A 13,148-nucleotide genomic window follows, 5' to 3' on the forward strand; every position below is an offset into this window, starting at 1 on the left:
AGGGTGGTGGGCATGGCCACGAAGTCGACGAGCGCGTACCGCTGCACCGAGTGCGGCTGGCAGACCGCGAAGTGGGTCGGCCGCTGCGGCGAGTGCCAGTCGTGGGGCACGGTGGTGTCGTCGGCCGAGAACGAGGGCATCTCGAAAGCTGTCAGGGCCACCGTGCTCGACGCCGCCCGCATCGCCCGGCCCATCACCGAGATCTCCTCCGACGTCGCCTCGCACTGGGCCACCGGCATCGGCGAGTTCGACCGGGTGCTCGGCGGCGGGCTCGTGCCGGGAGCCGCCATCCTGCTCTCGGGCGAGCCCGGGGTCGGCAAGTCCACACTGCTGCTCGAGGTGGCGGCGAAGGCGGCCGAAGAACACCTGCGGGTGCTCTACGTCTCGGCCGAGGAGTCGGTGTCGCAGGTGAAGCTGCGCGCCGAGCGCACCCACTCGCTCTCCCCCACCCTCATGCTCGCGGCAGAGACCGACCTCTCCACGGTGCTCGGGCAGATCGACGCCGTGCAGCCCCACCTCGTCATCGTCGACTCGGTGCAGACGGTGTCGTCGGCGTCGCTCGACTCGGCCGCCGGCTCGCCGACGCAGGTGCGCGAGGTGGCCTCGTCGCTCATCCGCGTGGCCAAGGAGCGCTCGCTGCCGGTGCTGCTCGTGGGGCACGTCACGAAAGACGGCTCGATCGCGGGCCCGCGCGTGCTCGAGCACCTGGTCGACGTGGTGTGCCAGTTCGAGGGCGACCGGCAGACGTCGCTGCGATTCGTCCGTGCGCTCAAGAACCGCTTCGGGCCGACGGATGAGGTGGGCTGCTTCGAGATGAGCGCCGACGGCATCCGCGAGGTGCCCGACCCGAGCGGCCTCTTTCTCTCCCGCGGCTCGGATGCGGTGTCGGGCACGTGCGTGACCGTCGCGCTCGAGGGCCGACGGGCCCTCCCTGTGGAGGTGCAGGCGCTCGTGGTGTCGACGCCCACCCCCAATCCGCGCCGGGTCACCAACGGGGTCGACGCCTCCCGGGTCGCGATGATCCTCGCGGTGCTGGAGCGGCGCGCGCGGGTGAAGCTGAGCGAGCTCGACGTCTACGTGTCGACGGTGGGCGGGGTGAAGCTCACCGAACCGGCAGCCGACCTCGCCATCGCGCTCGCGCTCGCCTCGGCCGCGAACGACCGCCCCCTGCCGCACGATCTCGCGGCCTTCGGCGAGATCTCGCTCGCCGGAGAGGTGCGGCCGGTGTCATCGAGCCGGGTGCGCGCGGCCGAGGCCAAACGGCTGGGCTTCGGCCGGCTCGTCGACGACGAGTCGCAGCAGCTGACGAGGGCACTCACCCGCGCCTTCAGCTGAGCCTGCGCCCGCCTTGCGGCGCGCCGCACCATCAGACGTGCGGGCGAAAGTCCTGCCAGGCGCGGCGACGCGTGCCCCGCGGGTCGGACTCCACGCGGTCCTCGGCGTCGATGATCAGCGTGAGCCGCTCGACCTCGTCGTAGACGGGCCATTCGCCGTCATCGCTCTCGGGCGAGCCGTCGCGCGCGAACGCGATCCACCGCGCGCGCATGCGCCGGCTGGCGGCCTTGAACGCCTTCCGGCCGCCGAGCGCGGTCATGGTGCGCCCGAACCAGCCGTCCATGCGGTCGAAGATGGCGTAGAGCTCGAGCCCGTGGGTGGCGTCGAACCCCGCGAGCCGCACGAGCCGGGGCGCGATGTCGAAGCGGTAGAAGTGCACGGGCGCAAAACGCGCGTGCCGCTCGGCCACCTTCACCGACGGGTACCAGAACGCGAAGTCGCCCGCGAAATCGGCCGCCGCTCGACGGGCGGGCAGGCCCGGATACTCCGCCTTGATGGCCTTGCGCGCCCCCTTCTTCGTGCGGGCGAAGATGGCCCGGATGCGCTTGGGCGTCGTGGCGAGGATGTCGAGCCTCCCGGTGAACAGCGAGCCCTCCCGGTCGTTCGTGCCGATGATGAGCGGCACCCGCGCCGCCCGCCCCTCCTTGAACGCGTCGAGCGGCCGCTCGGGCAGCAGCTCGCCGTCGATGACGGGTGAGAGCACGATCGTGCCGGGGTGCGCATCCGGGGTCTTCAGGGTGAGCGTGACCGCGGCGGCGACCAGTTCCTGGGCGTCGGCCTCGGCGAGGATGCGTCCGGCGAGATCGTCGGTGGTGGACTCCACCCCGTCGGTGTCGACGGCCTCGACGAGAAGCTCCAGGAACTCCTCGGCCCAGACGGCGGTGACCTCGGGCGGGTAGATGGCGTTCGCGGGCGAGCTCTGGGCGATCGCGCGCGCGAACAAGCCGTGCGCGCTCGGCGTGGCCATCAGGGTGGTGACGGCGTTGGCGCCCGCCGACTCGCCGAAGAGGGTGACGTTGCCGGGGTCGCCACCGAACGCGGCGATGTTGTCGCGCACCCAGCGCAGCGCGGCGATCTGGTCGCGGAGGCCCAGGTTCGACTCGATCGGCCGCTCGGGTGTGGAGTACCGGGTGAGGTCGAGGTACCCGAGCGCGCCGAGCCGGTAGTTCACGCTCACGTAGATCACCCCGCCCTCGCGCACGAGCGCTTCGCCGTTGCGCGGGTACTCGGCCGACGATCCCACGCTGTACGCACCCCCGTGGATGAACACCATCACGGGCAGGCCGGTGGAGTCGTCGTCAGGGCGCAGCACGTTGAGACTCAGACAGTCTTCGGCCATCACCGTGCGAGTCGAGGAGCCGATGAAGTTGCCGTCCCGCGACTGCAGGGCGACCGGGCCGAAGTCCCGCGCATCCCGAACACCGGTCCACCGCTGCACGGGCGCCGGCGCCCTGAACCGCAGAGGGCCGACAGGCGGCGCGGCGAACGGAATCCCCCGCCACCACCGCAGGCCGCGGGCCCGCGCACCGCGCACCAGGCCGGCCGAGGTGTGCACCACCAGCGACGGACCCTCCGCCGTCTCGGTCGCCGCAGCCGGCTCGTTGCTCACCCGCGCATGCTAACGCGGCCCGGTGAACGGATCAGCCGTAGGCGACGGAGTCCTGGGCGAAGTTGCCGACACCGCTGGCCGGATCTCCCGCGATGACCGTGATGGTGGCCTCGCGCACGGTGCTGTAGGGCAGGCTCGCCGAGCTCGAGGGCCAGCGGTCGAACAGGATGCCGTCGACCGCGAGCACCGCCGAGTCGCCCTGCAGGATCGTGCCCGTGAACGTCCAGGTGCCCACGAGGTCGGTGCCGAGCGTTCCGGGCGTCGACCAGCCGTCGAAGGTCCAGGTCGAGCTGCTCGGGCTGATGGGCGTGGTGTCGCTGCCCGAGGGGATGATGAACAAGTCGGCGTCGTCGAGGAGGAACTGGAGGGCGACCGTGATCGTGCCCGTCCAGTCTCCCGGGAACCCCGCCGAGTCGTAGGCGACGAGGCCGAAGGGGATCTCGCCCTTGAGGCTGTACTGGTCGAGCGGGGCGAGGAAGAGCTCGAACTCCGGTTCGGTGGCGGTGGTCGAGGCGGCAGCCAGCGGTGTCGCCACGGCGAGCGCCACGACGGGAACGCTCCAGGCGCCGGCGGCGATGACGGAGCGGCGGGAGACGTGAGCGTCGGTGCGAAGGTCAGGGGTCATGTCTGTCATCTCCTCGGGTTCACCAGAAGTAGGTCAGGGGCTGGGTGACGGAGTTGCCCGAGACGGTGTCGGTGCCGACGACCGCGCCGATCTCCGCGGTCCGGGAGGTGGAGAACGGGTTGGGTGCGCCCGGCTGGTCGATGAAGCTGACGAATCCGGATGCGGTGCCCGCCGGGTCGAGGGTGAGCACCGCGAAGTCGCCGGCCGGGATGGTGCCCGACCAGCTGAACTGCATCCCGATGCTGCCGTTCGTGAGGGGCGCCGTGTACCCCACGAACGTCCAGGTGCCGACGACGGTGGGTTCGGGCGCCGGGTTGGTGACACCCTGGTTGATGACGAGCACGGTGTCGTCGGGCACGAGCGTGAGAGTGAGCACGAACGATCCCGTCCAGGCGCCGATCGCGTTCTGGTCGTAGACGCGCACCTCCAGACCGCCCGCCTTGGCGCTCACGCCGCTGTCGGGCACGAACGAGAAGCCGACCGCCAGGTCGGCCAGGGAGGTGGGGTCGGTCGACGCGGCCGCCAGCGGGGTGGCGACGGCGAGGGCGACGACCGGCACCGACCAGGCGGCCGCGGTCACCACGGTGCGGCGGGACGGATGCTGCCGCGGTTCGCGGGCAGGCAGGGGCGGAGTATCGAGCATGGGTGTGCTCCTCGGATCGTGCGCAGGTGGCGCGGCAGAACGTGGGCAGGGCGGTGCGGGGGTGCAAGGCGGTGCGGGACGGTGCTGTGCTGTGACTGCGCGACGACGTGGTCGCACTCGGCATGCTGGCCGCGTGATGTTTCCCCGGTGTTTCCGTCCTGTTTCACCGGATGACGAATTGGCGTCTCCGCTCCCCCATTCCAGGGGTCATCGGCCCTCACGCCCTCCGAGGGTGCGCTACGGTCATCGACAATCACCTGTCGCACGACACGAATCTGGGGGATTCATGCCGGAAGAACTCGAACGCCGTACCGTCCTCACCGCCGCCGCCTGGTCGGTGCCGGTCGTCGCCCTCGCCGTCGCCACTCCGCTGGCCGCCGCCTCTACGACCATCCCGCTCGCCCTGAGTTACGGTCTCATCAGCCCGAGCACCGACTACCGCAGCGGCTACCGATACGGTCTCAGTGCCACCGTCACCAACGACGATCTCGTGAACACGTTCACGGGTTCGTTCGACGTGGTGATGACCCTCGCGCCCAACCCCACCGACTTCTGGATCACGGCGGCGCCTCCCAGCTTCACCACGACCAGCGGTGGCACCTGGACGATCGCCTCCGGAATCTCGACGATCACCTTCACCTTCACCGGCACCCTGGCACCCGGAGCGAGCGCCTCGGCAGCCTTCACCGCACCCACGATCGTGTCCTTCACCGCGGCGAGTGGATACCTGCCGGCGACCATCGCCACAACCGGCAACATCGTGGGCACCGGGGTCTCGGGCTCCGACAGCCACGACTACCCGTTCACCACCTGACGAGTCGCCCTGGCTAACGATTTCTGAGAATTCTCGGCCCCGGGCTCGCCGTCGGGATCGGATCATCGTAGGTTCGAATGGTCCGACCCGATGACGTCTGTATGGTCGCGACGGCCGTACCCCGGCACGGGAGTCACCCAACTCCCCGGGTGCGACGGTCTGCGGCCTCCCGTCAGCGCGACCCCAAACGCTGCTGGCGGGAGGCCTTCTCCCCGAATCCCTCCCCCACTCGGTGCACGGCGGTCTACACTGACGGCATCGTTCGTGTCGGCTGAGGGGCGGAGATGCGATCACCGGTTGACAACGACACGCTCGGCCGCCGGAGCGTTCTCGCGGCGGGCGTCTGGTCGGTGCCCGTCGTGGTCGCCGCCGTGGCGGCTCCGGCGGCCGCCGCCTCCGATTCGCCGGGGCTGGTCGACCTCCTCACGCTCACGGTCGGGGTGATCACGGAGAGCGCCGACACCGGGCTCGACTGGAGCGGCGCGACACTCACCTACCTGTGGAGCGCGGACGGACCCGAGACGATCGGCTACACCTGGACCGCCACACTGCTCTACGACGACGGCAACGGCGTTCCGGTGGAGACCGCCATCGGCACCGGCTCCGACACGGTGGCGAAGACGGGCTCGGTGGATTTCGGCGCGACCGCCGACGGGGACGACATCGTCGACCCACCGGTGCCTCCGGGCACCTACACCGTGGAGGTCGTGATCGTCGCCTCCGACGGATCGACCCGCACCTGGTACGGCAACCCCTACATCGTCGCCGAGCCGACGTGACGCTCACGTAGGCTGGAGGCTCCGCCGAGAAGAGGGGCTCGTCATCGATCCAGTCGAGAACGACCGGCTGGCGTGGCCCGATTTCGCCCGTGGCCTGAGCATCGTGCTGGTCGTGCTGCTGCATCTGTTCGTGCTGCACTACATCTACTTCTTCTACGGATCGCCCGGCAGCGAGCTGGTGAGCGTCGTGGTCGACGCCTCGTTGCCGCTGCGCATGCCGCTGTTCTTCCTCGTCTCCGGATACCTCGCCGCGAGGGCGCTCTGGAGACCCTGGGCCGCCGTGGGCCGAAGACGCGTGTGGCTGCTGGTGTACCTCTACGGGGTGTGGATCGTACTGAACGCGCTGTTCGACCTGGCGCGCGAGCGGCTCGGCCACGGCGGGTCGGTCGATCCCGTGCGATTCGTGGCCGAGAACCTCATCGAGCCGCAGACCGCACTGTGGTACCTGTACGCGCTGGTCGTGTTCTTCCTGGTGACGAGGCTCACCCGCTCGTGGTCACTCGGTGCCGTGCTCGCGCTCGGCATCGCGGCCTCGGTGGTCGGCACGACCTTCTTCGACGGACTGCCCCAGCATCTGCTGCGCTCGTTCGTGTTCTACGCCCTCGCCGCCCGCGCTCCACAGATCATCGACTGGGTGGCCTCCCGCACCGGGTTCGCTCCACTGCTGGCGACGGCGGCGAGCTACGCCGCGCTGACCACACTGTATTTCGTCACCTCGATCGACTTCGGGGTGCTGCTGGTGGCGGGCGCGGTAGGGGTCGCCCTCGGCATCCAGCTCGCGGTGAGGCTCGGGGCGAAGCGCATCGCCGCGCCGTTCCGCTATCTGGGCCGGCACACCCTCGCCATCTTCCTCGTGCATCCGTTCGTGTTCGTGCTCGTCAACGACTTCTTCCTCGAGTTCCCCGAGGCGGCCGAGGCCATCCGCGACCGCCCGCTCGTCGTGGCCGTCTACCCCTGGCTGCTGCTGGCCGCCACCCTGGCCGTGTGCGTCGGCCTCGAGGCCCTGGCCACGCGCATCGGCCTCGGGTTCCTCTTCACCCTGCCGAGATTCCGCCGCAAGGCCGCCGCCCGCTGATCGCGCATCCCGGCTCTGTCGGTCAGGAGCTCGCGGTGATGGTGTTGATGACGAGCACGATGAGCAGGGCGTTGAGAAAGAAGCTCAGCGTGGTGTGCCACACGACCGTCCACCGCATCCGGGTGTCGGTGACGTTCACGTCGGAGACCGAGAACGCGGTCGCGTTCGTGAACGCGAAGTAGACGAAGTCGGCCAGGCGCGGCCGCGGGGTCTTCGGGAACTCCAGCGGGGGCGTGACCGCTCGCCGGTAACGGCGCTCGTAGATGCGCGCGAATCCCCAGTGGAAGAGAGCCCACGACAGCAGCATCGCCCACACCGCGACGGGGTCGATGCTTCCACGCCAGTCGGGCTCGCCCCGCAGCAACAGCAGCTGCACCGCCGCGGTCACCCCGATGAGGCTCGCGGCGAAGGTGGCGAACGAGCTGATGAACCGCGTGAACGGGTTGAGGTCGATCAACGCGATGAGCGGATGCGCGGGGCCCGACGGCACCCGCCGCGCGCTCACCGAGACCACGATCACCGCGGCCAGCCAGTACAGCGACCCGAACAGGCACCAGGTGATCAGCACCCCGAAGATCTCGTCGTCGGTCTCGGCCGAGAACACCAGCAGCGCCCCCGCCCACACCAGCAGCGCCTGCGCGACGAGGTCGACCACCCGCAGAGCGAGTCCGCCGACCATCGCGGCCGCGGCCCCCGCTCTCACCGAACCTCCATCCACGAGAACTCAGGGTAGTGGCGAATGCGTGAGCATGGCCAGACGGGGGAGCCTGGTCGGACCTCGGAGGCGGTCACGGTAGCCTGGGGCTGCGAAGCACGCGTACGGCTTGGGGGAGCAGATGAAAGACGTATCTCGACGCACCGTCCTCACCGGAGCTGCATGGTCGGTTCCGGTGATCGCCCTGGGGGTCACTGCCCCCGCGGCCGCGGCAAGCGGTGCAGCACCTTCTGTCACCATCACCGGAATCGCCTACACCGGATCGTTCGACTGGTACCGCCTGTTCATCACGGTCGACAACATCCCGAGTGGAGCCCAGAACCTCACCGGCGGGGTCACCTGGACGCCCACCGGAGGAGCCACCATCGGTTCGTCGAACTTCGTGGTCGACGAGTCAGGGAATGCGTCGATCACCTTGGCCGACTTCCCGACCGGCGTCCCTTACATCTTCACGGCAACCGTCAGGATCCAGGGTGCAGCGGTTCAAGGCTCGTTCACGTACACGTTCAGTTGAGGATGAACTGCTGGGTGGTGGCGGAGGGGATGCCGGCGACCGAGACCGCGAGGTGGTAGGAGGCGCCGGCGGCGGGCACCTGGGGTGGGTCGGTGGCCGAGCAGGTGTCGGGCGAGGAGCGGGTGCGGTCCCAGGCGAATGGCGTGGAGGCCACCGGCACGCCGGGCGCGAGCAGCGCCTCGGTGTCGGTGGGGTCGGTCTGGCAGTCGGTCGAGGTCCAGTACACCTCGTCTCCGCTGGTGATGGTGTAGACCTGCTGCGAGGTGCCGGCGTTCACGGTGCAGGCGACGGTGCCGGTGTTGGTGATGGTGAACGAGATCTGCGGGATGGCCCCGGCCGTGTAGTTGGTGGCGTCGGTGACGGGCACCACGCTCACGTCGGCGGGGTCGCACGGGCCGCCCTCGACCGTGGTCGAGCCGTCGGCGGCGCCTTCGACGGAGCCGGGCGCGGGGGTGGCGTCGGTGCCAGACGTGCCGGAGGTATCGGAGGCCGCCGCGCTGCCGCTCGGCGTGGCCGCCGGCGCGGTGGCGGCATCGCCGGAACCGGGCCGCACGACGATGAGCACCACGATGGCGACGATCGCGACCAGCACGAACAGCACCACCAGCCGCCGGCGCCAGTAGACGCGCTTGGGCTGGGGGCCCACCGGGTGCCTGAGCGTCGACATGACCTCAGGCTACCCAGCGGGGGCCCGCATCACGGTGAGACGGAGCCGTGAGTCGCCAGTCCGAAGGCCTCCAGTTCGCGGTCGTCGAGCATCCTGGAGCGGATCATGAACCGCTTGCCCTCCGGCGCCTCGATCGAGAAGCCGCTCCCCCGCCCGTCGACGAGGTCGATGGTGAGGTGGGTGTACTTCCAGTACTCGAACTGCGACCTCGACATGTACACGTCGACGGGGTAGATGCCCTCCACGTGCAGGGTGCCGAGGTGCACATCCGACGCCCCCACCCGGAACATGCCGACGGGGTAGCACATCGGCGACGAGCCGTCGCAGCAGCCGCCCGACTGGTGGAACATGAGCTGGCCGTGGGTGGCGGCGAGGTGCCGCAGCATGTCGGCTGCGGCACCCGTCACGTCGACCCGCGAGACGGCGGGCGCCGCGGTGCCGGTCGCCGTGCCGGCCGCGGTGTCGGGCATCAGAAGAAGCCCATCGGCCCGTCGGCGTACGACACCAGCAGGTTCTTGGTCTGCTGGTAGTGGTCGAGCATCATGCGGTGGTTCTCGCGCCCGATGCCCGACTGCTTGTAGCCGCCGAAGGCCGCGTGCGCCGGGTACTGGTGGTAGGTGTTCGACCACACCCGGCCGGCCTGGATGGCCCTCCCCGCCCGGTAGAGCTGGGATGCGCCCCGCGACCAGACGCCGGCGCCGAGGCCGTAGAGGGTGTCGTTGGCGATGGAGATGGCGTCGTCGAAGTCGTCGAAGCTGGTCAGAGCCAGCACCGGCCCGAAGATCTCCTCCTGGAAGATGCGCATGGAGTTCTTGCCCTCGAACACCGTGGGCTGCACGTAGAAGCCGCCGGAGAGGTCGCCGCCGAGGTCGGCGCGCTCACCGCCGGTGAGCAGCCGCGCGCCCTCCTGCTTGCCGATGTCCATGTACGACAGGATCTTCTCGAGCTGGTCGTTCGAGGCCTGCGCGCCGATCATGGTCGACACGTCGAGCGGGTTGCCCTGCTTGACCTTCGCCACCCGGTCGAGCCCGTCGGCGACGAAGCCGTCGTAGATCGACCGCTGCACCAGGGCGCGGGACGGGCACGTGCACACCTCGCCCTGGTTGAGGGCGAAGAAGGTGAAGCCCTCGAGCGCCTTGTCGTAGAAGGAGTCCTTCTCCTCCGCGACGTCGGCGAAGAACACGTTGGGGCTCTTGCCGCCGAGCTCGAGGGTGACCGGGATGAGGTTCTCGCTCGCGTACTGCATGATGAGCCGGCCGGTGGTGGTCTCGCCGGTGAACGCGATCTTGCGGATGTTGTTGTGGCTCGCGAGCGGCGCACCGGCCTCGATGCCGAAGCCGTTCACGATGTTGAGCACACCGGCCGGCAGCAGGTCTTCGATGAGCCCGAGCAGCACGTGGATCGACGCCGGCGTCTGCTCGGCCGGCTTCAGCACCACGCAGTTGCCCGCGGCGAGCGCCGGAGCGAGCTTCCACACCGCCATGAGGATGGGGAAGTTCCAGGGGATGATCTGCCCCACGACCCCCAGCGGCTCGTGGAAGTGGTAGGCGATGGTGTCATGGTCGAGCTCGGAGATGCCGCCCTCCTGCGCCCGGATGCAGCCGGCGAAGTAGCGGAAGTGGTCGATGGCGAGCGGGATGTCGGCGGCGAGCGTCTCGCGCACCGGCTTGCCGTTCTCCCAGGTCTCGGCCACGGCGAGCAGCTCGAGGTTCTGCTCCATGCGGTCGGCGATGCGGTTGAGGATGACGGCGCGCTCGGCGACGCTGGTCTTGCCCCAGGCCTCGAAGGCCTTCCAGCCCGCCTCGACCGCCGCATCCACGTCGGCCGCGGTGCCGCGGGCGACCTCGGTGAACACCTGGCCGTTGACCGGGCTGGGGTTCTGGAAGTACTGGCCGCTCGCCGGCGGAACGTACCTGCCGCCGATGTAGTTGTCGTAGCGCGGCTTGAAGCTGACGACGGAACCGGGCGTGCCCGGATTCGCGTAGACGTTGGGTGCGGAGGGCGCCGGGGCCGCGGTCTCGGCGTCGGGACGATCGATGATGGTCATGAGAGTGCTCCTAATCGACGACGGTGTCGGATGCGCAGCACGCTACGCCCGCGAAGGTTGCACCCCGTTGCGCGGGCTCACTCACGGCGGCGGGAATGGCTCGGGTCGCGGGAGCCTTGTACCGACACATGAGGGCGACGGTCGGGACGGTGGCGGCGGGTGAGACGGATGCGCTGGGCGCGTTCATCGGGCGCCTGCGGTTCGCGGGCGGTGCGGCCGCCACGACCGCCCTGGCGCTCGGCGACCGACAGCGCTTCGAACCGCCCGCCGGTGAGCGCCCGGTGGTGCTCCACCATGTGATCTCGGGCTCGGTGAGCCTGTGCGGCGACGAGGTGTGCGGGATCGCGCGCACCGGCGATGTGGTGGTGCTGCCCGGCGGCGGCGCACACAGCGTGACGGCCCTCGACGGGTCGGAGCTGCTCACCCTCACCCTCCGGCCCGATCTGGCGACCCTCGCGGCGATGGGCGGTCTGCCCGCCTTGCTCACGGTCTGCTGCCTGTCGGGCGGTGAGCCGTTCGTGGGCGCGGTGCTGGAACAGCTCGTGCGCGAGCATCGCGGGGCCCGCGCCGGAGCCACGACGCTCATCGACCGGCTGGCCGAGCTCGTGCTCGCCTCGGCGGTGCGCACCTGGGCGGAGGCGGGCGCGGCGGGCGGCGCCGGGGAGACGGAGTCGGTCGCCGGCCGGTCGGTGGCGCTCCGCGACCCCCACGTCGCCCGCGCGGTGGAGGCGATCCACGCCCGCCCGGGCGAGGCCTGGACCGTGGCCGGCCTCGCCCGGCTGGCCCGCTCCTCACGCTCCGTGTTCGCCGCGCAGTTCCGCGTCGCGGTCGGGGCGACGCCCCTGGAGTATTTGGGCCGGGTGCGGATGGACCGCGCCAAGGAGCTGCTCGTTCCGGGCGGCCCCACCGTCGGCCGGGTGGCCGAGGAGCTGGGCTACCGCTCCGACGAGGCGTTCAGCCGCGCCTTCCGCCGGGCGGTGGGCGTGTCGCCGACCCAGTGGCGGCGGGATGCACGGCCGGCACCGCGCATCCCCACCGTCACCGCCACCGTCACGAGCGCGCCGGCAGTCGCAGCACGCTGAGCAGGCCGGCCCCGGCGAGCGCGGACAAGCCTCCCACGAGCACCGCCGGCGCGACCCCCGCCGAGTCGACGAGCAGCCCGCCGACGACGGCTCCCACCGCGATGGCAACCTGGAAGGCGGCCACCTGCAGGCCGCCGACGCTCTCCAGACGGGTCGGTTCCACGCGGGCCATCCAGGTCATGAGGGTGGTGGGCACGGCGCCGAACCCGAGGCCCCAGAGCGCCACCCCGGCCACCACGCCTACGGGTGAACCTCCGGAGAGCGCGAACACGATCATCGCCGCACCCAGCACGAGCGGCACGAGCACGGCCGCTACGCGCATCCGCCGGTCGGCGAGCGGGCCGGCCACCAGGTTGCCGGCGAACGCGGCGACGCCGTAGACGAACAGCAGCGCGGCGAGAACCGAGGCGTCGAGGCCGCCGATCTCGGCCGCGGCCGGGCGGATGTAGGTGAATCCGGTGAAGTGCCCACCCGCGATGAACGCGGTCGCGACGAGCCCGAGCAGGATGAGTCGCGAGCGCAGGGTGGCCAGCAGAGGCCTGAACCCCGGCACCCCCGCGGGTGCGACCGGCGGCAGCAGCGCGGCCTGGGCGACGAGGGCGAGAGCCGCCACCCCGGCGGCGAGCACGAACACCCACCGCCATCCCCAGACCTCACCGAGCCAGGTGCCGAGCGGGATGGCGGCGACCGTGGCGAGCGAGACGCCGGTGTTCACCACCGTCATCGCGCGTCCGAGCCGCGCTGGAGACACCAGGCTCGCGGTCATGGCCACGGCGAGCGCCCAGAAGCCGCCGAGGGCGATGCCGATGAGAACCCGGGCGGCGAGCAGCACGGGGTAGCTGGGGGCGAGCGCCACGAGCAGGTCGGAGAGGATGGCGAGCGCTGTGAGCCCGAGCATGACCGTGCGCCGGTCGATGCGCGGCAGCACCACGGGCAGGGTGAGCGCGGTGACGGCCGCGATGATCGCGGTGATGCTCACCGACTGCCCGGCGACGCCGTCGGAGACCCCGAGGTCGGCGGCGATGCGGGAGAGGAGGCTGGCCGGGAGGAACTCGGCCATGACGAGGGCGAAGACGCCGAGCCCGAGCGAGGCGACGCCGGCCCACGATGCAGGGCCGGCGGGTTCGGGAGCGGCGGAACGGACGGGAACCGAACCGGTGCCCGGAACGGATGCGGTGGTGCTGGTCATGGAGAGCACAACCGGCCCGGCGCCTCCGCGATGCGGCAGATCGTCGGGCGAACC

Annotated in this window: 14 protein-coding genes; 6 read left to right on the forward strand and 8 right to left on the reverse strand. The window is 70.7% G+C overall.

Translation table 11 applies throughout. The features are described 5' to 3' along the window. Positions 1–12 precede the first annotated feature (12 nt). The gene (gene radA / locus N1031_RS17480; RefSeq protein WP_259481067.1) at positions 13–1,335 is read left to right on the forward strand and encodes a DNA repair protein RadA; all 1,323 of its coding nucleotides are present in this window, start codon (positions 13–15) and stop codon (positions 1,333–1,335) included. A gap of 31 nt (positions 1,336–1,366) precedes the next feature. On the opposite strand, the gene N1031_RS17485 is transcribed toward radA, so the two are convergent. The 3 genes from N1031_RS17485 to N1031_RS17495 are packed head-to-tail and all read right to left on the reverse strand — an operon-like array spanning position 1,367 to position 4,212. Next, positions 1,367–2,944: a carboxylesterase/lipase family protein gene (locus tag N1031_RS17485; protein WP_259481068.1), complete on the reverse strand. Its 1,578-nt coding sequence runs from the start codon at positions 2,942–2,944 to the stop codon at positions 1,367–1,369. 31 nt (positions 2,945–2,975) lie between these two features. After that, on the reverse strand, positions 2,976–3,569 hold the full coding sequence (locus N1031_RS17490; protein WP_259481069.1) for a hypothetical protein: 594 nt from the start codon (positions 3,567–3,569) through the stop codon (positions 2,976–2,978). Positions 3,570–3,588: 19 nt separating this feature from the next. Next, positions 3,589–4,212 (reverse strand): hypothetical protein, encoded by a 624-nt coding sequence (locus N1031_RS17495; protein ID WP_259481071.1) that lies wholly within the window; start codon positions 4,210–4,212, stop codon positions 3,589–3,591. A gap of 286 nt (positions 4,213–4,498) precedes the next feature. Here N1031_RS17495 and N1031_RS17500 point away from each other — a divergent pair, with 286 nt between their 5' ends. The 3 genes from N1031_RS17500 (at position 4,499) to N1031_RS17510 (ending at position 6,880) form a co-directional block, all read left to right on the forward strand. Then, the gene (locus N1031_RS17500; protein WP_259481072.1) at positions 4,499–5,026 is read left to right on the forward strand and encodes a hypothetical protein; all 528 of its coding nucleotides are present in this window, start codon (positions 4,499–4,501) and stop codon (positions 5,024–5,026) included. Between the two features lie 284 nt (positions 5,027–5,310). Continuing rightward, the gene (locus N1031_RS17505; protein WP_259481073.1) at positions 5,311–5,805 is read left to right on the forward strand and encodes a hypothetical protein; all 495 of its coding nucleotides are present in this window, start codon (positions 5,311–5,313) and stop codon (positions 5,803–5,805) included. Between the two features lie 67 nt (positions 5,806–5,872). Then, complete coding sequence (locus tag N1031_RS17510) at positions 5,873–6,880, forward strand: acyltransferase family protein (RefSeq protein ID WP_259481219.1); 1,008 nt, start codon at positions 5,873–5,875, stop codon at positions 6,878–6,880. A gap of 22 nt (positions 6,881–6,902) precedes the next feature. On the opposite strand, the gene N1031_RS17515 is transcribed toward N1031_RS17510, so the two are convergent. Then, positions 6,903–7,583: a DUF1345 domain-containing protein gene (locus N1031_RS17515; RefSeq protein WP_259481074.1), complete on the reverse strand. Its 681-nt coding sequence runs from the start codon at positions 7,581–7,583 to the stop codon at positions 6,903–6,905. Positions 7,584–7,716: 133 nt separating this feature from the next. Between N1031_RS17515 and N1031_RS17520 the strand changes: the two genes are divergently transcribed. Beyond that, positions 7,717–8,109 carry a hypothetical protein gene (locus N1031_RS17520; protein ID WP_259481075.1) on the forward strand — a complete coding sequence of 131 codons (393 nt, stop codon included), beginning with the start codon at positions 7,717–7,719 and terminating at the stop codon, positions 8,107–8,109. Here N1031_RS17520 and N1031_RS17525 read toward each other — a convergent pair. The 3 genes from N1031_RS17525 to exaC are packed head-to-tail and all read right to left on the reverse strand — an operon-like array spanning position 8,102 to position 10,823. Next, on the reverse strand, positions 8,102–8,776 hold the full coding sequence (locus N1031_RS17525) for a hypothetical protein (RefSeq protein ID WP_259481076.1): 675 nt from the start codon (positions 8,774–8,776) through the stop codon (positions 8,102–8,104). The genes N1031_RS17520 and N1031_RS17525 overlap by 8 nt on opposite strands. 29 nt (positions 8,777–8,805) lie before the next feature. Further along, the gene (locus tag N1031_RS17530) at positions 8,806–9,246 is read right to left on the reverse strand and encodes a DUF779 domain-containing protein (RefSeq protein WP_259481077.1); all 441 of its coding nucleotides are present in this window, start codon (positions 9,244–9,246) and stop codon (positions 8,806–8,808) included. Then, a complete protein-coding gene (exaC, locus tag N1031_RS17535) occupies positions 9,246–10,823 on the reverse strand; it encodes an acetaldehyde dehydrogenase ExaC (protein ID WP_259481078.1) in 1,578 nt (525 codons plus the stop codon). The genes N1031_RS17530 and exaC overlap by 1 nt, the downstream gene beginning before the upstream one ends. A gap of 128 nt (positions 10,824–10,951) precedes the next feature. On the opposite strand from exaC, the gene N1031_RS17540 reads away from it, so the two are divergent. Continuing rightward, positions 10,952–11,905 (forward strand): AraC family transcriptional regulator, encoded by a 954-nt coding sequence (locus N1031_RS17540; RefSeq protein ID WP_259481079.1) that lies wholly within the window; start codon positions 10,952–10,954, stop codon positions 11,903–11,905. Here the strand turns inward: N1031_RS17540 and N1031_RS17545 are convergent. Beyond that, positions 11,874–13,094 carry an MFS transporter gene (locus N1031_RS17545; RefSeq protein ID WP_259481080.1) on the reverse strand — a complete coding sequence of 407 codons (1,221 nt, stop codon included), beginning with the start codon at positions 13,092–13,094 and terminating at the stop codon, positions 11,874–11,876. The two genes, N1031_RS17540 and N1031_RS17545, sit on opposite strands and share 32 nt — an antisense overlap. Positions 13,095–13,148 lie beyond the last annotated feature (54 nt).

Source organism: Herbiconiux moechotypicola (genome assembly GCF_024979255.1).
In the GTDB taxonomy this organism is placed as follows: domain Bacteria; phylum Actinomycetota; class Actinomycetes; order Actinomycetales; family Microbacteriaceae; genus Herbiconiux; species Herbiconiux moechotypicola.